This is a genomic window from Streptomyces sp. NPDC059247, from assembly GCF_042754005.1.
Classification (GTDB): Bacteria; Actinomycetota; Actinomycetes; order Streptomycetales; family Streptomycetaceae; genus Streptomyces.
Genome location: NZ_JBHYZW010000005.1, coordinates 96,816 through 113,089 on the forward strand (window position 1 = coordinate 96,816; position 16,274 = coordinate 113,089).

The window sequence follows — 16,274 nt, forward strand, 5'->3', positions numbered from 1 at the left end:
CGGAGGGGCCGTCCGGCGGCTGACGGACGCGGACGGCCGGGCTCGTGGAAGGCGGACGGCCAGGCCCTCGGAGGGCCACCAGGTCCTCCGAGGGGCACGACTGGGCGGGTCGTCAGCCGCCGGGGCGGACGATCAGGCTCCGGGGCCCCCGGGTGATGAGACCGGACCACACCGGCCGGAAGCCGTCGGCGAGCCGGAGCCGGGGCATCGCCTCGAACAGGGCCCGCAGGGCGTACTCGGCCTCGAAGCCCGAGAGGAGGACCGCCGGGCAGAACCCGGTGCCGTAGGTGAGCTGCCCGGGGTCGTCGCGCGACGGATCGAACCGGTCGGGGTCGCGGAAGCGTTCCGGGTCGCGGCCCGCCGAGCCGAGGAGCAGCGCGACGGACGCGCCCGCCGGGACGACCCCGCCGCTCACCGGTACGTCCGCCGCCGTGCGGCGCACCGCGATCTGCACGGGCGGGTCCCGGCGCAGCGACTCGGTCCAGGCGCGGGCGACGAGCCCGGCGGGCGCGTCGCGGAGCGCGGCCGTCCGCTCCGGGTCGGCGAGGACGTTGCCGAGGAAGGAGGCGAGCGCCTTCTCCCGTACGGCGATCTGTCCGCCGCACTCGCCCGCCAGGGCCCCGGCGGCCCGGCCGCGCACCAGCCGCATCATGTCCCGGTAGGGCACGCCGACGGCGGCGGCGAGCGTCCCGGCGGGCAGCCAGTGGCAGAAGTCCGCGACCAGGTCGGTCTGCGGGCGCCCGGCGATCCGGCGGGCCAGGACGTACGCGGTGCGTTCGGCGACGGCCCGCAGGGCCTCGGTGTCGACGTCCACGTGGGCCCGTGCGCACGGCGGGTCGCCGGGCCGGTGCCCGTGGGTGAAGCGGGGGTCGGTGAGGGCGGTGGCCACGTCCGCGTACCGGCTGAGCACCCAGGCGCGCAGCAGCGGGTCGTGGGTGAGCGGGAAGTCCTCGCGCAGGGCGCGGTGGACGCGGTGCGGGTCGCGCGAGGCGCCCGGGTCGAGGGGGCTGGGGGCGACGGTCCGGGTGCCGGGTCCTGGGCCGTCGGAGGCGGTGGGGCCGTACGCGTCGCGGACCCGTCCGGGGGTGCCCGGCCGTCGGGGCGCGGCGGGGGCCATGGCCGGGAGCCGTGTCCAGGGGTCGGCGGCGGTCCACGGGCCGCCGGTGGGCGTCCGGGGCCGGTCGCCGGGTATCTCCCGGCCCGGCTCGCGGTTCGGCTCGTCGCTCATCGCGCCCCCTGTCGGTCGGGTGGGTGCCCCGGCCGACCGACCGTGACACGCGTCCCCCCAGCCCATCACCACCGGCCCGCCACCGCCCGCCGCGTACCGCCGGACGGGTGAAATCGGGGAACCGCGCGCCGGAGGCCGTACGGGTGACCGGTACGGGCCGTGGGGCCGGGGACGGTCGCGGGCCATGGCCGGTGAGGACCGTACGGGCCGTGGTCCGGGCCTCGCACGACCGGACGCCGACCCGGACGCAGACCCCGGCGCCGCACGCGCGAAGGCCCTGGTCCCGCGCCGCACGCGCGGAGACCCCGGCCCCGCGCCGCACGCGCGAAAGGGCCCCCGCCCGGCGGCGGGGGCCCTTTCTTCCCTCAGAAGGCGCCGTTCAGGGACCACCAGGTGCCGGTGGTCTCCTCTCCCGCTCCGAGGCCGCCCCGGCCCGTGCCCTTGTACTGGACCAGCCAGTCGGGGTCGGCGGTCGTGAGCAGGTCGGGCTTCCCGTCGCCGGACCAGTCGCCGTTGGCGATCAGGGACGTACGGGAGTTCCAGCCACCGCTGCCGACCAGTTTGCGGGCGCCGATCCCGCCGGCCTTGCCCGGGTAGAGCCAGAGCTTGCCGGTGGACGCCTCGCGGGCGTAGAGGTCCGCCCGGCCGTCGCCGTCCATGTCACCGGGGCCCACCAGGGCGTTCATCGCGTTCCAGCCGCCGCTGCCGATCAGCTTCCGGCCGCCCAGCGCGCCCGTCGACGTACCCGGGTACAGCCACAGCTTGCCGGTCGCCTTCTCCACCGCGAGCAGATCGGACCGCTTGTCACCGGTCAGGTCGCCGAAGGCGGTGATCCGGGTCATGGAGTTCCAGCCACCGCTGCCGATCAGCTTGCGCGTGCCGAGGGCGCCGGTCCCGGTGCCGGGGTACAGCCACAGCTTGCCCGTGGCCTTCTCCCGGGCGATGACGTCCTCGCGTCCGTCCCGGCTGAAGTCCCCGTGCCGGACCAGGGCGTCCATGCCGTTCCAGCCGCCGCTGCCGACCAGTCGGCCACGTCCGTCACCGGGCAGGAACCACAGGCGCCCGATGACGTCGCGGACGAGGACGTCCGCCTTCCGGTCGCCGTTCAGGTCACCGAATCCGGCCGCCGTGGGCGAGGTCGCCGCCTCCCAGTAGGGGTACGGGTCCGTCTCGCACTCACGCCTCGTGGGGACCATCTTGACCGAGCTGATGGAGCTGGGGCCGAAGTGGGTGGCGTAGACGTCCTTCTCGAACGTCATGTAGCCGCCCGACTGACCGTAGTCGGGGTCGTCGTACGTGCAGGCGATGAGCGAGCTGCGGTTGATGGCGACCTGGAACTTGTTGTTCCAGGTGCCCAGCGTCGGCTTGCTGGTCTTCGTCTTGAACATCGTGCCCGAGGTGCTGGAGCTCGACCACGCGCAGAAGTAACCGTCCGGGCAGCCCCGTACGGTGGCGGCCTGCGCGGGCGCGGCGCCCGCGCCGGACAGCGCCATCGAAGTGAGTCCCAGGGCGACGGCCGTCGAGGCCAGACGCCGGGACAGGGGTGTACTCATGCGTTCCCTCCCTGAACGCGACACGCACGTGCTTTCGAGCGCGCCGCGAGGAGGACCGTACCCGGTGTCCGGGACCGGGGCCCACGGGGTTCTCCCTCCCGGCGGCGGGCCCGGCGCCTGCCCGGAGAGCCCCGAAGACCGGGGACCCGAGAACCCGGACCCGGGGTGCCCGGAGGCCCCGGAGTTCCCTCAGGGTCCGGGCGCGTACGGACTCAGTCGTACGACAGCCGGAACGACATCTCCCCGAAGCCGACGACGTCGCCGGGGCGGACGGCCACCGCGCCCGTGACGCGTCGGCCGTTGACCGTCGTGCCGTTCGTCGAGCCGAGGTCGCGGAGGATCCACATGCCGCTCTGGAGGGAGAGCTCCGCGTGGAGGCGGGACGTCGTCTCGTGGCTGAGACGGAGGCCGTTGACCGGGTCGCGGCCTATCCGCAGCGGATGCGGGCCGGGGGTGGGCAGGAGGAGCTTCGGCAGCCGCTCCGCGTGCCAGGCGCGGCCGAGACGGGCCGTGAAGGCCGACATGCGTCCGACCACGCCCACCACCCGGCGGGTCCAGCCGCCCTCGGTCCTCAGGTCGGCGGTGAGCAGGGCGAGTTCGTCCGGCCGCCGGGCCTGGAGCGCGCGTTCCATCCGGAAGAGGAACGTGTCGTGCGAGAGGCGTCCCTGGGCGGCGCCCTCGCGGAGCAGCCCGAGCGCGCGGTCCCGCTCGGCGTCGGTCAGCCGAGGCGAGTTCGCCGGAAGCTCGAAGGGGGTCGTCACACCGGTGATTGTCGGTCCGGCGGGCCCGCAGTGTCCAGAAGGGCCCTTGACCTGGGGGTCCCCGCAGTGCGGCCGAAGGACCCCGGCGCGGAAAACCCGTGTCCGGCCCCGTCCCGCCCCTGTTACGGTCCCCCGGTTCGGCACCATCGCTTCCCCGGGGGAAAACCCGACGTGACCACGTCTTCCGCAAGCAATCACGACCTCGTCGTCCGTCCGCTCGCCGGGCCCGGCGAGCTCGGCCTGTTCCTGCGCCTCAGCTACACGCTCGACCACGAACTGGCCGACGACCTCGCCGGGGGCCGTCGGCTGCCGGAGTGGATGTGGGTGGCGCTCGACGGCGACCGGCTGCTCGGGCGGCTCTCCTGGTGGACGAAGGCGCCGGGAGGGCCGCCCGAGTACCTCGACTTCTTCGACCTCGATCCGGCGCTCTCCCCGGAGGAGCGCGCCGAGGTCGGGCTGCGGCTCCTGGAGACCGCGACCGCCGCCGTGGTCCCGGCGGGCACGCCGCGTCCCGAGTACGCGCGGTTCCTGCCCGCCGACTGGCGGGAGGTGCCGGAGACCCGGGCGGTCGTGGAGTCCCTCTTCGGTGTCCTGACCGCCTCGGGCGCCCGGCCCCTGGTGGAGCGGCTGCGGCTGGAGTGGCTGCCGGGGACCCCCCTGCCGGAGCCGACGGGCCGGCTGCTGTTCCGGCCGGTGCGGGACCGCGAGGACCTGGTGTCGCTGATGACGCCGGTCATGGAGGGCACGCTCGACGCGCACGGGCGGGCGGACCTGGCGTCCGGGCTCTCGGCGCGGGAGGCGGCGGAGCTGCACTACGACGAGGAGCTGGGGCGGTACGCGTCGCCGCGCGCGTGGTGGCGGGTGGCGGAGCTGCCGGGGACCGGGGAACCGGTCGGGTTCGTCGTCCCCGCGCGCAACAACTACCACCACACGATCGCGTACATCGGGGTGCTGCCCGCGCACCGGGGCCGGGGGCACGTCGACGACCTCCTCGCCGAGGGGACCCGGGTCCTGGCCGCCCTCGACGTGCCGCGCGTCCGGGCGGCGACGGACCTGGGGAACGTACCGATGGCGGAGTCCTTCGCCCGGACGGGCTACGTGGCCTTCGAGCGCGCCGTCGCCTACGTGTGGGACGCGCCGGGCGCGGCGGGGTCCTGACTGCGAGGATGGCTCCGGTGACCGTTCGCGCACGGGCGGTCACCGGATCTTCCGACTGGACCGTCGACGAGGGGATTCCCGTGCTCTTCGAGGTGTGGGCGCCGCACGCGCGTGAGCGGGTGACGCTGGAGCTGGACGGCTCCCGGCACGATCTGGACCGGGACGCCGGGCGGGACGGCTGGTGGACGGGGGTCGTGGCCGCCGGGGACGGCGACCGGTACGGCTTCGCCCTGGACGGCGGTCCGGTGCTGCCGGACCCGCGCGCGCGGCGGCTGCCCTCGGGGCCCGACGGGCTCGCCTCTGTCGTGGACCACTCGGTGTACGAGTGGCGGCACGAGGCCCCGAAGCTGCGGTTGCGCGGCGGCGTCCTGTACGAGCTGCACATCGGCACGTTCACCCCGGAGGGCACGCTCGACGCGGCGGCGGCCCGGCTGGGGGAGCTGGCGGGGCTCGGCATCACCCATGTGGAGCTGATGCCGCTGTGCCCTTTCCCCGGGGTGCGGGGCTGGGGGTACGACGGGGTGGCGCCGTGGGCGGTGCACGAGCCGTACGGCGGTCCCGAGGCGCTGAAGCGGTTCGTGGACACGGCGCACGGTCTCGGCATGGGCGTGGTCCTGGACGTGGTCCACAATCATCTGGGGCCGTCCGGGAACCATCTGCCGTCCTTCGGCCCGTACTTCACGGAGACCCACCACACCCCGTGGGGCGCGGCGGTGAACCTGGACGCGCCGGGCTCGGACGAGGTCCGGGCGTACTTCCTGGGGAGCGCGCTCGCGTGGCTGCGGGACTACCGGATCGACGGGCTGCGGCTGGACGCGGTGCACGCGCTCGCGGACACCCGGGCGTACCCGTTCCTGGAGGAGCTGTCGGCGGCGGTCGACGAGCTGGCCGGGGAGCAGGGGCGGCGGCACTTCCTGATCGCCGAGTCGGATCTGGGCGACCCGCGCACGACGACTCCGCGCGCCCACGGGGGACTCGGGATCCACGCCCAGTGGAACGACGACTTCCACCATGCCCTGCACACCGCGCTCACCGGGGAGTCGCAGGGCTACTACGCGGATTTCGCGCGCGCCCCGATGGCGGCGCTGGCGAAGACGCTCACCCGGGTGTTCTTCCACGACGGCACGTACTCGGCGTTCCGGGGCCGTCGGCACGGGCGGCCGGTGGACCGGGAGCGGACCCCCGCCCACCGTTTCCTGGGGTACGCGCAGACCCATGACCAGATCGGCAACCGGGCGCTCGGGGACCGGCTCTCGGCGTCCCTCTCCCCCGGGCTGCTCGCCTGCGCGGCGGTCCTGGTCCTGACGGGGCCCTCGGTGCCGATGCTGTTCATGGGCGAGGAGTGGGGGGCCGGGACGCCCTGGCAGTACTTCACGGACCACACCGATCCGGAGCTGGCGGAGGCCGTACGGCGGGGCAGGCGGCGGGAGTTCGCGGCGCACGGCTGGGACGAGGAGGAGGTTCCCGATCCACAGGACCCGGCGACCCGGGACCGTTCGGTGCTCGACCGGACGGAGCGGGAGCGGGACCCGCACAAGCGGCTGCTCGCCTGGCACCGGGAACTGATCGCGCTGCGCCGGACCCTGCCGGACCTGACGGACCCGGACCTCGCGGGGGTGCGGGTGGCCTTCGACGAGGACGCCCGCTGGCTGGTCTTCCGGCGCGGGGTGCTGCGGGTGGCGGTCAATCTGGGCGCGGAGGCGGCGGAGATCCCGATCGGCTCCCGGGGGAACGACCGGGTCCTGGCGGCGTGGGGGCCGGTGGCGGCGCCGACCGCGGACGGGGTGCTGCGGCTCCCCGGCGAGTCGGCCGTCGTCCTCACGGACGGCTGAGGGCCGGGGCCGGTCTGGGCGACGGCCGCTCTGTCCATCCGGCGGGGGCGACGGCCGCCGTCCACCCGGCGGGGCGGTCTCCGGCCGGTCCGCCGCGCGGGCGACCGGGGTTCAGTCGACGATCGCCATCTCGCGCGGGGTGTTGTTGAAGCGGCGGCCCGTCCCGTCCTCGGTGGCCGTGACGATGTCCTCGACGCGCACGCCGAAGCGGCCCGGCAGATAGACGCCGGGCTCGATGGAGAAGCACATGCCGGGGACGACCGGGAGTTCCTCGCCCTCGACCATGTACGGCGGTTCGTGGGTGGTGACGCCGATGCCGTGGCCGGTGCGGTGGATGAAGTACTCGCCGTAGCCCGCGTCCGTGATGACCTCGCGGGCCGCCCGGTCGACGTCCTGGCAGGCGGCCCCGGGGCGCACCGCCTCGAATCCGGCCTGCTGGGCCTCCCGTACGAGGTCGTGGACGCGCCGCTCCTCGTCGGTGGGTTCGCCGACGTGCACGGTACGGGTGGTGTCGGAGCCGTATCCGTCCTTGAGCCCGCCGAAGTCGAGGACGACCATGTCGCCGTGCTCGATGACCCGGTCCCCTGCCTCGTGGTGCGGGTTCGCGCCGTTGGGTCCCGAGCCGACGACGGTGAAGTCGACCTGGGAATGCCCGAAGCGGAGGAGGAGGGCGGCGAGGTCGGCGGCGACCTCGGTCTCCCGGCGGCCCGCGAAGCGGACCTTGAGGATCTCGCCGTACGCCCGGTCGGCGGCGGCCCCCGCGGCGGCGATCCTGGCGAGTTCATGGGCGTCCTTGACGCCCCGGAGCATCGGCAGGGCCTCCGTCAGGGAGACGTACGAGGTGCCGGGGAGGGCCCGCTGCAGGCCGAGGAGGTGCATGGACCAGGCGTTGTCGCTGACGGCGAAGCGGCCGTCGACGTCGAGGAGCGGCGCGGTGACGGCGTACGGGTCCTTGCCGTCGGTCCAGTCGCGGAGGGTGAGCGCGGCGGCGCCCCCGGCCTTCGCCGCGTCGGGCGCCTCCAGGGCGGGGACGACGAGGACGGGTTCCTGGCCGACGGCGAGGACGAGGACGGTGAGCCGTTCGGTGATCGCGGTGGGCCGGTAGCCGGTGAGGTGGACGAGGTCGGGTCCGGGGGCCACGAGGACGCCCGTGAGTCCGGCGTCGGCGGCGGACTCGGCGGCGCGCGCCATCCGCGCGCGGTAGTCGTCCGTGGTGAAGGGCACGACCTCGTCGGTGGGACCGGTGCTCGTCATGGCGGGGCTCCTTCTGGGCGGCCTCGGGGTCTCCTGGCCGGGGGTCTCGCACGGCCCGGCCGCTCGCGGTGGGGGGGCGGTCACGGTCGGGGGCGCTCGCGGTCGGGTCCGCTGACGGCTCGGGTCGCTCGCGGTCGGGGTCGCTCGCGGCCGGGGGGCGTCCACGGCCCGGATCGCTCACGGTCCCCGGGATTCCGTCGTACAGCATCCTGCCCGGGACGGTCCGCCGCCGCGACCGCTCAGCGGCGGTCCGGGCCCTGGGTGATGAGCCGTTCCAGGAGTTCCTGGAAGTCGTCGCCGACGACGATCCGCAGCTCTCCGCGTTCCTGGTCGTGCTCGCTGAGCTGGGTGAGGGTGCCGCCGCGCCACCAGAAGACGTACGGGCTGATGGCGCCCGGGGTGTCCTCGTACCCGGAGGCGGCGAAGGAGGCCATGGCGCCGAGGGCGGGGATGATCGTGGTGTCGCGGATGGGGTGGAAGGCGAGCTGGTGCCGGAAGGGCAGGGCGACGAGGGCGCCGTGCTCGCCGAGGGGCGCCCCGGTGACCCGGCGGACGACGCCGTCGAGGTCGAGGACGCGGCTCGCGGTGTAGAAGGAGTCGCCGAGGATGATCTCGAAGCGCATCCCGTCGGCGTCACGGACGGTCTCGTGCTCCTCGACGGGCAGTCCGCGCAGGTTGCGCAGGGCCCGGTCGCGGAGCTGGGCGTGGTCGCCGAGCCGTTCGAGGGCCTCGTCGGTGAGCATCATGACGCTCTCGGGAAGGTCGAGGGCGAGCACCTCGTACAGTCCGGGGGCGACGGTCCTGGCATAGCCGAAGGCGGCGGCGTCGATGCCGTCGCCGCTGACGACCCGGGGGTAGAGCTGGGAGCGGATCTGCTCGGGCGGCAGGGTGTCGAGCGCGGACGGCCCGTCCATGGCGCGGACGACGAGCCCGATGTGCCGGTGGATGGTGGCGGGCCAGACGCGGGGGCCGCGCCGGTCCTGGTGGCAGACGGCGGCGAGGTTGCCGAGGCCGAAACGGCGGCCCTTGTCGTCGATGACGTGGTCGGCGTAGACGGTGACTTCGAGGCCGAGTTCGGCGAAGGTCTCCCGGACCCGGCCCCGGAACAGCGCGGCCTCGCGCCGCGAGAAGTACCCGAACCCGGGATCCCTCGGCGCGTCCTCGCCGTCCCGCCTGGGCCCCCGCCGCAACCACCCCACGCCAGCCCGCCTTTCGTCGCCGTTGAGGCCAGCGTAGCGACTGGGGGTGTCCGGCCCCGGTCCGTCGGGTGAACCCGGCCCTCCCGTACGGGTCCACCCTCCGGGACGGACCGGTGAAGTCGTTCGGGGCCTCGGCGTCCGCCCGTACGCGGAGGAGAGGGAGGACCCGGGACGTCGGCGGGCGACGACGACTCGGCGAGCGTGCGAGCGTGCGGGCGTGCGCGCCGGGGGCCGTGAGCGGCACGATCCGGAAGACGCGCCCCGGCTCCGGTGACCCCGAAGGGCGTGCGGCGGTCCCGGTGCGCGCGGGTGCGCTTCGGGTGCCTCCGGTCGGAGAGCCGTACGCCTGGGGGCGGGAGGGAAGCGATGGCAACGTACGTCACGCAACGGATCAAGTCGGGCACCCAGCGTGAGAAAGCGCTGCTGTGCGCCCGCCTCGAAAGGGAGTTCATCGTGCTTCGTCTTCGTTCGCTCGCCTTCGCCGCGGTCACCGCGATCACCGCTCTCGGGATCGTTCCGACCACCAGTACCGCCGTCGCACCGAGCGTTATGGCCTATTCGTGCTCGCCGGGCTACTTCTGTATCTACAGCGACTGGAACGGCGGCGGGACCCGATGCCAGTGGTCCCAGGAGAGGAAGGCCAATACCGCCGACGACTGCTCGTTCATCCAGCGCGGGGAGAACGTCCGCTCGGTGCGGAACGGCACCGGCCACCGGGTGCAGTACTACACGCAGACCAACTACAACTCCCGGGTCGGCTCCACCCCGTCCGGCGGGGAGGGAAACCTCCAGGGCAACTACCAGATCCGGTCGTTCAAGAGCCAGTAGCCCGGACCTCGGCGCCGGGTCCCCGACTTCGGGTCCCCGGCTCCGGCCGTGTGCCCGCGCGGGCGGTCCGGAGGCCGCGTCCGGCGGTCCGGAAGTCGCCGGGAGGGGCGGCGGAGCGCCACGCGAGGGAGGCGCGCCCCTGACCTCCCGCGCTCCCCCAGTTATCTGGCCGAAAGCCGCCGCGCACGCGCTCGCGGTCCGGGCGCCCTCCGCTACCTTCGGGACGACTGAACGGAGGACCGTGATGGTTCGAGGCTGGGAGGCCGACCCCTCTTCACCGCTGGTGCGGCGCCTGGGCAGATCGCCCGCCGAACTGGGGACCACGGGGGGCGAGCAGGGGTGTCCGGACGTCTGGGAGCTGGAGAACGGTGACATCGCGGTCGTGGGCCGCGACCTCACCGATTCCTATCTGGCCCGCCTCCCGCCGGGCCTCGTCGTCGCCCCGGACGAACGGATCGTCGTGATCCCCCGCCGCACGGCGGCGGCGGCGAAGGCGGACCTGCCCGATGAGTAGCCCCCGCCCCGAGGGCCCCGGGCCGCCAGGGTGACGGGATGGTCCGCGCCCAGTTCCCGCAGGCGGGCGGCCACCAGGTCCGGGCCCAGGGTGCCTCACGGTCCAGTTCCGGTCCGGGAGGCAGTTCCAGCAGGCACGCCCGCGCTCCCAGGGTCAGTGGGCCGTCGAAGAGTGCTCCGCGCGCACGAAGACAGCGGACGTCACCCGTCCAGCGTGATCACCCGGTGGGCCCGGTTCCGGCCTCGGGTGATCAGGTGGGCGTTGGGTTCGTCCGAGGTGTGGACCCAGTGTTCGGCGTGGGTGCGGTCCTTGCCGAAGCGGATGTGGCGTTCGATCAGGCGGGGCACGCGGGTTCCGGCGGGCAGGTGGAGGTACCAGGCTTCGTCCAGGAGGGGCAGGACGGCCGACCACGCTCCTTCGTCGTGGAGCAGGTAGTTGCCCTCCGTGATGACCAGCGGGACCTCCGGCGCGACCGGGATCGATCCTTCGATCGGCTCCTCCAGGGACCGGTCGAAGGCCGGGGCGTAGACCGTGGTGCCCGGTTCGGGGGTGCGGAGGCGGGCCAGGAGCGCCGCGTACCCGGCGGCGTCGAAGGTGTCGGGCGCGCCCTTCCGGTCGGCCCTGCCGAGCCGTTCCAGTTCGGCGCCCGCCAGGTGGAAGCCGTCCATGGGGACGAGGACGGCGAGCCCGTCGAGCCGGGCGACGAGCCGTTCCGCCAGGGTGGACTTCCCCGCGCCGGGCGCGCCCGCGATCCCCAGCAGCCTCCGCCGCCGCCCGCCAGGGAAGGTGGCCTGAAACTCCCCCGCACCGGCACCGGCACCGGCCCCCGCGCGCGCCCCGGCCCCGGCCGGTCCCCTGACCCCGATGGCCACTCCAGTCCCAGGGCTCACTCCGGCCCCAGGGGCCACCCCGGCCCCCGCCGTCTCCCCCGCCAGCGCCCTCGCCGCCGCCACCAAGGTCTCGAACTGTTGCGCGCGCATGTCGGGCATTCTCGCACCCGTCCGGCCGGTTGACGCGGGTAGATTCCTCCGTATTACGTTGGCTCCCATGCCGTCCATCGCACTCGTCACCCTCGTCGTCCGTGACTACGACGAGGCCATCGCCTTCTACACCGACGCCCTCGGGTTCGACCTGGTCGAGGACACCGACCGGGGCGGTGGTACCCGCTGGGTCGTCGTCCGGCCGCCCGGTGCGGCAGGGGTCGGCGGCGTCGGGAACGCCGGTCTCCTCCTGGCCCGCGCCAAGAACGACGCCGAGCAGGCGTCCGTCGGCAACCAGACCGGTGGCAGGGTCGGCTTCTTCCTGCACACCGACGACTTCGCCCGCGACCACACCCGGATGACGGCGGCGGGCGTGAAGTTCCTGGAGGAGCCGCGCCACGAGCCGTACGGTTCCGTCGCCGTCTTCGAGGACCTGTACGGCAACCGCTGGGACCTGCTCCAGCCCGCCGCCTCCGCGTAGAAGCCCCGGTCGAGCAGAAGCCCCGCTTAATTCGCTGTCGCGCGGCCCGTCGTCCTTCCTACACTCGCGTCCCACGGCCCGCCGTCCGGTGGTGCCGTGGGAGAGACGTCCGTCCGAGGGGAGACCGCCGTGCGCAGCCACCGCAGCGCCGTCGTGTCCTTCTCCCGCGCCCGGTACGACGTGATCCTCGCCTCTCCGTCCGGCCGGTGGCGGCTGCGCGCCCGCCATCGCCGCCCGTGACTAAGTCCGTTCCCCAGAAGCGTTTCTGATGGTCCGTCTCGTCCGGGAATCGCGCCGCCCCCTTCCCTCGCGGCAGCGAAAGGCACGACACCGTGCGTACTCACGAGAGCATCACCACCGTCCGCGACATCGGCATCCTCGCCCATGTCGACGCGGGCAAGACCACCCTCACCGAGCGGGTCCTCTTCCTCACCGGCGCCGTCCACAAGCGCGGCGAGGTCCACGACGGCACGACCGTCACGGACTTCGACCCGCAGGAGCGGGACCGGGGCATCACCATCTTCGCGGCGGCGGTCAGCTGCGACTGGGCGGGGCACCGGGTCAATCTGCTCGACACCCCCGGCCACGTGGACTTCTCCGACGAGGTCGAGCGTTCGCTGCGCGTCCTGGACGGTGCCGTCGCCGTCTTCGACGCGGTCGCGGGCGTCGAGCCGCAGAGCGAGGCGGTGTGGCGGCAGGCCGACCGGCACGGCGTGCCCCGGATCGCGTTCGTCAACAAGCTGGACCGGGCGGGCGCGGACCTGGACTCCGCCGTGGAGTCGATCCGTACACGCCTCGGCGTCGTCCCGCTGCCCGTGCAGCTCCCGATCGGGCGTGAGGACGGTTTCGCCGGAGTCGTGGACCTGGTCGGGATGCGGGCGTACGTGTGGCCCGACGGCGGCGGCACCCCCGTCGAACGGGACGTGCCGGACGACCTCCGCGCGGAGGCCGTCCGACGCAGGCGACGCCTCGACGAGACGGTGGCGGAGCTGCACCCGGACGCCCTGGAGGAGTTCTGCGAGCGTGGCGAGCTGTCCCCCGCGACCCTGCGGGGTGTCCTGCGCGCACTGACCCTCGACGGCGGCGCGGTGGTCGTGCTGTGCGGTTCGGCGTACCGGAACCGGGGTGTCGAACCGCTCCTCGACGCCGTCGTCGCCTATCTCCCGTCCCCTTCGGACATGCCGCCGGTGCGCGGGGAGGTTCCGGCGGACCCCGCGGCGCCGTTCACCGCGCTCGTGTTCAAGGTGACCGCGACGGCCACCGGCCGCATGACGTACGTCCGTGTCTACGCGGGCACCGTCGAGAAGGGAGGAACCGTGCTGGACACGACATCGGGCCGCACCGAGCGGATCGCCCGCGTACTGCGGGTCCAGGCGGACCGGCAGACCGAGATCGACGGGGCCCGCCCCGGGGACATCGTGGCGCTCGTCGGGCCGAAGGGCACCCGTGCCGGGGCGACCCTGTGCGCCCCGGACGCGCCGCTCGTCCTCGAACCCCCCTCGACCGCCGAACCGGTGGTGTCGGTGGCGGTGGAGGCGCGCCGGAGCACCGACACCGGCCGGCTGGCGACGGCGCTCGCCCGGCTCTCCGAGGAGGACCCGTCGCTCGTCGTGCGGTCGGACCCGGAGACGGGCCAGACCCTCCTGTCGGGTCTCGGTGAACTGCACCTGGAGGTCGCGGTGGAGAAGCTGCGGCGCGACCGGGGCCTTGAGGTCACGGTCGGCCGCCCCCAGGTCGCGTACCGCGAGACCGTGGACGAGGGCGTCACCGGTCTGCTGTACCGGCACGTCAAACAGGACGGCGGCTCGGGCCAGTTCGCGCATGTCGTCATCGACGTCGAGCCTCTCGGCCCGAACGCGTCCGATACGGAAGGGGAGTTCGTGTTCGCTTCGACGGTGACGGGCGGGCGCGTGCCGCAGGAGTACGTCCGCGCGGTCGAGGCGGGCTGCCGCGACGCCCTCCTGGAGGGCCCCCTCGGCGGGCATCCGGTGACCGGCGTCCGGGTCACGCTCACGGACGGCGCCACGCACCCGAAGGATTCTTCGGAGCCGGCGTTCCGCGCGGCGGGCCGCTTCGCGCTCCGCGAGGCGCTGCGGGCGAGCGCGATGACGCTCCTGGAGCCGGTGGCCGACGTCACGGTCACCGTCCCCGAGGAGTCCGTCGGCGCGGTCCTCGGGGACCTCGCGGCCCGCCGTGGCCGGGTCACGGACCGTACGGCCCGGGGTGGTACGGCGGTGGTGACGGCGACCGTGCCGCTGGCCGAACTGTTCGGCTACGCGTCCCGGCTGCGGGGCCGCACCCAGGGCCGTGGCACGTTCACGACCCGTCCGGCGGGGTACGCCCCGGCGGCCCGTCCGCAGGACTGACCCCTTCGGGGCGGGGCTGCTCGTACGGGCCGAGGTCGATCTCGGCCCGTACGGTCTTGCCGACCGGCAGCCGGTCCAGCACCTCCCACCGGGTCGCCAGCGCCTGGACGAGGAGCAGTCCGCGCCCGCCCTCGTCCAGGGGGCTCGGCGCGGGCTGCTCCCCGTGGGCGGGCCGCCGCTCGCCCCGGGTGTCGGAGACGTCGATCCGCAGCCGCCGTCCGGGCAGATGGCTGAGGACCAGCTCGCAGTCCCGGCCGGACACCCGGCCGTGGGTGACGGCGTTCGCCGCCAGCTCCGCGACGAGGAGCCCGACCGTGTCGGACAGCTCGCAGCCGTAGGGGAAGTGCCAGCAGTGCAGTTGGAGCAGGGCGAGCCTGCGGGCGAGCCGGGCACCGCGAGGGGTCGAGCTGAACCGCTGCGCGAACACACGTACGGTGACGGTCTCTTCATGGGTCAGAGGTGGGGGCATGGTGCCAATGTGGCCATGTCAGGGGCCTGTTCCCAGGTCAGCCACTCGTACTCCCGAGAGAGTACGAGCTCACCCTCTGGACCGTACTCATCACGAACCGTAAGCATGGGGCGCGATCAGTGCGAGGGCACGGGTGCGGGAGGTGGCCAGATGATGGACGAGAATCCGGGTGACGGTCTCGACTGGGGGGAGCCGGAGCCCACCGAGGGGCTGAAGGCGTTCGGGGCGGTGCTCCAGGTCTTCAGGAACCGGGCGGGGCTGACGCAGGAGCAGTTCGCCGAGCTCGTGGGGTACTCGGTGGCGACGGTCGGCTCCGTCGAGCAGGGGCGGCATTTACCGTCGGTCACCTTCGTCAACCGGGCGGAGGAGATCCTGGACGCCTTCGGAGCGATCCGGGCGGCGGCGAAGCACCTGACCCGCAGGCGTGGGCTCGCGCGGTGGTTCCAGCAGTGGGCTCAGTTGGAACTCACCGCCGTCACGCTGTACACGTACGAGAACCGGCTGGTGCCTGGCGTGCTGCAGACACCGGCGTACGCCCGGACGTTGTTCGAGAAGCAGATCCCGGCGACGGGTGACGACGAGATCGAGGCCCTGCTCAGCGCTCGCGTCGAGCGCGCGAAGCTGCTGACGGAACGGCCCCACACGATCTACAGCTTCATCATCGAGGAGCATGTCCTGCGCCGTCTGACGGGTGGCCCGGAGGTCATGAAAGAACAGCTCGATCACATCATCGAGATGTCCACCCGGCGTAACGTCGACATCCAGATCATGCCTCAGTCACGCGAACACCATGCCGGGCTCGACGGCCCCGTACAACTCTTGGAAACCCCGGAGAACCAGTGGTACGCCTACTGCGAGGGCCAGGAGAACGGGCTCCTCTTCTCCGACTCCAAAGTGGTCAGCATCCTGCAGAAGCGGTATGCCAGGATGCGAGCACAGGCTCTGTCCGCGGAGGACTCCCTGAGCCTGTTGCGGGAGATGCGAGGAGCACTATGAGCGTCACAGAACTGGCCTGGTTCAAGAGCAGCCACAGCAGCGGCGACGGCGACTGCGTGGAGGTTGCCCTCTCCTGGCACAAGTCCAGCTACAGCAGCGGTGGAAGCGGCGACTGCGTCGAGGTCGCCACCTGCCCCTCCACCATCCACATCCGCGACTCCAAGAACCCCGACGGACCCCAGCTCACCCTGGGCCCCGCCGTCTGGACGGAGTTCGTCGCGCGACTGGTTTGAGACCAGACACCCGGAAGGCCGTACGCCAGAATGCTGACGTGCGGCCCTCCGCCGCACACGCCTCACGAGGAGCACCGCCCCGACGAGAGGAGAACCATGAACGTCACAGACCTGACCTGGTTCAAGAGCAGCCACAGCGGTGGCAGCGGCGACGACTGCGTCGAAGTCGCCCTCTCCTGGCACAAATCCAGCCACAGCAGCAGCGGAAGCGGCGACTGCGTCGAGGTCGCCGCCTGCCCCTCCGCCGTCCACGTCCGCGACTCCAAGAACCCGGACGGACCCCAGCTCACCCTGGAACCCACCGCCTGGGCGGAGTTCCTCGCTCGACCGGGCCTCGTCCGGCCGACCACGCGCTGACGCGGCGAGTCATGCGGACATCGTCGACGACGACCCCGGCCCACGGAAGTGATCCCGGCGAACCG

The 16,274-nt window shown here is 73.5% G+C and carries 16 protein-coding genes; 9 read left to right on the plus strand and 7 right to left on the minus strand.

What is annotated here, in order from left to right; genetic code table 11:
- Nucleotides 1-112 precede the first annotated feature (112 nt).
- From ACFXGN_RS12400 to ACFXGN_RS12410, 3 genes are all read right to left on the minus strand, one after another.
- A complete protein-coding gene (locus ACFXGN_RS12400) occupies nucleotides 113-1,228 on the minus strand; it encodes a cytochrome P450 (RefSeq protein ID WP_384857078.1) in 1,116 nt (371 codons plus the stop codon).
- A 365-nt stretch (nucleotides 1,229-1,593) separates the two neighbouring features.
- Nucleotides 1,594-2,781 carry an FG-GAP-like repeat-containing protein gene (locus ACFXGN_RS12405; protein ID WP_384857081.1) on the minus strand — a complete coding sequence of 396 codons (1,188 nt, stop codon included), beginning with the start codon at nucleotides 2,779-2,781 and terminating at the stop codon, nucleotides 1,594-1,596.
- Between the two features lie 212 nt (nucleotides 2,782-2,993).
- Nucleotides 2,994-3,542 (minus strand): FHA domain-containing protein, encoded by a 549-nt coding sequence (locus ACFXGN_RS12410; protein WP_384857084.1) that lies wholly within the window; start codon nucleotides 3,540-3,542, stop codon nucleotides 2,994-2,996.
- A gap of 171 nt (nucleotides 3,543-3,713) precedes the next feature.
- Between ACFXGN_RS12410 and ACFXGN_RS12415 the strand changes: the two genes are divergently transcribed.
- Both ACFXGN_RS12415 and treZ read left to right on the plus strand, forming a co-directional pair.
- Nucleotides 3,714-4,700 carry a GNAT family N-acetyltransferase gene (locus tag ACFXGN_RS12415; RefSeq protein ID WP_384857086.1) on the plus strand — a complete coding sequence of 329 codons (987 nt, stop codon included), beginning with the start codon at nucleotides 3,714-3,716 and terminating at the stop codon, nucleotides 4,698-4,700.
- An 80-nt stretch (nucleotides 4,701-4,780) separates the two neighbouring features.
- Nucleotides 4,781-6,532: a malto-oligosyltrehalose trehalohydrolase gene (treZ, locus tag ACFXGN_RS12420; protein ID WP_384857730.1), complete on the plus strand. Its 1,752-nt coding sequence runs from the start codon at nucleotides 4,781-4,783 to the stop codon at nucleotides 6,530-6,532.
- Nucleotides 6,533-6,643: 111 nt separating this feature from the next.
- Here the strand turns inward: treZ and ACFXGN_RS12425 are convergent, their stop codons facing one another.
- Together ACFXGN_RS12425 and ACFXGN_RS12430 are read right to left on the minus strand one after the other, a co-directional pair.
- On the minus strand, nucleotides 6,644-7,786 hold the full coding sequence (locus tag ACFXGN_RS12425) for a M24 family metallopeptidase (RefSeq protein WP_384857089.1): 1,143 nt from the start codon (nucleotides 7,784-7,786) through the stop codon (nucleotides 6,644-6,646).
- Nucleotides 7,787-8,025: 239 nt separating this feature from the next.
- Complete coding sequence (locus ACFXGN_RS12430) at nucleotides 8,026-8,985, minus strand: hypothetical protein (RefSeq protein WP_384857092.1); 960 nt, start codon at nucleotides 8,983-8,985, stop codon at nucleotides 8,026-8,028.
- Between the two features lie 366 nt (nucleotides 8,986-9,351).
- Here ACFXGN_RS12430 and ACFXGN_RS12435 point away from each other — a divergent pair, with 366 nt between their 5' ends.
- A complete protein-coding gene (locus tag ACFXGN_RS12435) occupies nucleotides 9,352-9,813 on the plus strand; it encodes a peptidase inhibitor family I36 protein (RefSeq protein ID WP_384857095.1) in 462 nt (153 codons plus the stop codon).
- A 244-nt stretch (nucleotides 9,814-10,057) separates the two neighbouring features.
- Entirely contained in the window at nucleotides 10,058-10,327 is a 270-nt protein-coding gene (locus ACFXGN_RS12440) for a hypothetical protein (protein WP_384857097.1), read from the plus strand.
- 200 nt (nucleotides 10,328-10,527) lie between these two features.
- Here the strand turns inward: ACFXGN_RS12440 and ACFXGN_RS12445 are convergent, their stop codons facing one another.
- Nucleotides 10,528-11,307, minus strand: coding sequence for a nucleoside/nucleotide kinase family protein (locus ACFXGN_RS12445; protein WP_384857100.1), 780 nt, complete (start codon nucleotides 11,305-11,307; stop codon nucleotides 10,528-10,530).
- A 67-nt stretch (nucleotides 11,308-11,374) separates the two neighbouring features.
- Between ACFXGN_RS12445 and ACFXGN_RS12450 the strand changes: the two genes are divergently transcribed.
- Together ACFXGN_RS12450 and fusA are read left to right on the plus strand one after the other, a co-directional pair.
- On the plus strand, nucleotides 11,375-11,788 hold the full coding sequence (locus tag ACFXGN_RS12450) for a VOC family protein (RefSeq protein ID WP_384857103.1): 414 nt from the start codon (nucleotides 11,375-11,377) through the stop codon (nucleotides 11,786-11,788).
- Between the two features lie 332 nt (nucleotides 11,789-12,120).
- Nucleotides 12,121-14,154: an elongation factor G gene (fusA, locus tag ACFXGN_RS12455; protein WP_384857106.1), complete on the plus strand. Its 2,034-nt coding sequence runs from the start codon at nucleotides 12,121-12,123 to the stop codon at nucleotides 14,152-14,154.
- Here the strand turns inward: fusA and ACFXGN_RS12460 are convergent.
- The gene (locus tag ACFXGN_RS12460) at nucleotides 14,105-14,623 is read right to left on the minus strand and encodes an ATP-binding protein (protein WP_384857109.1); all 519 of its coding nucleotides are present in this window, start codon (nucleotides 14,621-14,623) and stop codon (nucleotides 14,105-14,107) included. The genes fusA and ACFXGN_RS12460 overlap by 50 nt on opposite strands.
- A 150-nt stretch (nucleotides 14,624-14,773) precedes the next feature.
- On the opposite strand from ACFXGN_RS12460, the gene ACFXGN_RS12465 reads away from it, so the two are divergent.
- From ACFXGN_RS12465 to ACFXGN_RS12475, 3 genes are all read left to right on the plus strand, one after another.
- Nucleotides 14,774-15,619, plus strand: coding sequence for a Scr1 family TA system antitoxin-like transcriptional regulator (locus ACFXGN_RS12465; protein WP_384857112.1), 846 nt, complete (start codon nucleotides 14,774-14,776; stop codon nucleotides 15,617-15,619).
- Nucleotides 15,616-15,852, plus strand: a complete 237-nt coding sequence (locus ACFXGN_RS12470; protein WP_384857115.1) for a DUF397 domain-containing protein — start codon at nucleotides 15,616-15,618, stop codon at nucleotides 15,850-15,852. The genes ACFXGN_RS12465 and ACFXGN_RS12470 overlap by 4 nt, the downstream gene beginning before the upstream one ends.
- Before the next feature lie 96 nt (nucleotides 15,853-15,948).
- The gene (locus ACFXGN_RS12475; RefSeq protein ID WP_384857118.1) at nucleotides 15,949-16,209 is read left to right on the plus strand and encodes a DUF397 domain-containing protein; all 261 of its coding nucleotides are present in this window, start codon (nucleotides 15,949-15,951) and stop codon (nucleotides 16,207-16,209) included.
- Nucleotides 16,210-16,274: the final 65 nt, after the last annotated feature.

Bases quoted from the DNA above. Each gene is read 5' to 3' on its own strand.
- ACFXGN_RS12465 (WP_384857112.1), top strand. From the start codon at position 14,774: ATGATGGACGAGAATCCGGGTGACGGTCTCGACTGGGGGGAGCCGGAG.
- ACFXGN_RS12470 (WP_384857115.1), top strand. From the start codon at position 15,616: ATGAGCGTCACAGAACTGGCCTGGTTCAAGAGCAGCCACAGCAGCGGC.
- ACFXGN_RS12450 (WP_384857103.1), top strand. From the start codon at position 11,375: ATGCCGTCCATCGCACTCGTCACCCTCGTCGTCCGTGACTACGACGAG.
- ACFXGN_RS12435 (WP_384857095.1), top strand. From the start codon at position 9,352: ATGGCAACGTACGTCACGCAACGGATCAAGTCGGGCACCCAGCGTGAG.
- ACFXGN_RS12400 (WP_384857078.1), bottom strand. From the start codon at position 1,228: ATGAGCGACGAGCCGAACCGCGAGCCGGGCCGGGAGATACCCGGCGAC.
- ACFXGN_RS12445 (WP_384857100.1), bottom strand. From the start codon at position 11,307: ATGCGCGCGCAACAGTTCGAGACCTTGGTGGCGGCGGCGAGGGCGCTG.
- ACFXGN_RS12475 (WP_384857118.1), top strand. From the start codon at position 15,949: ATGAACGTCACAGACCTGACCTGGTTCAAGAGCAGCCACAGCGGTGGC.
- ACFXGN_RS12440 (WP_384857097.1), top strand. From the start codon at position 10,058: ATGGTTCGAGGCTGGGAGGCCGACCCCTCTTCACCGCTGGTGCGGCGC.
- ACFXGN_RS12405 (WP_384857081.1), bottom strand. From the start codon at position 2,781: ATGAGTACACCCCTGTCCCGGCGTCTGGCCTCGACGGCCGTCGCCCTG.
- ACFXGN_RS12425 (WP_384857089.1), bottom strand. From the start codon at position 7,786: ATGACGAGCACCGGTCCCACCGACGAGGTCGTGCCCTTCACCACGGAC.
- ACFXGN_RS12460 (WP_384857109.1), bottom strand. From the start codon at position 14,623: ATGCCCCCACCTCTGACCCATGAAGAGACCGTCACCGTACGTGTGTTC.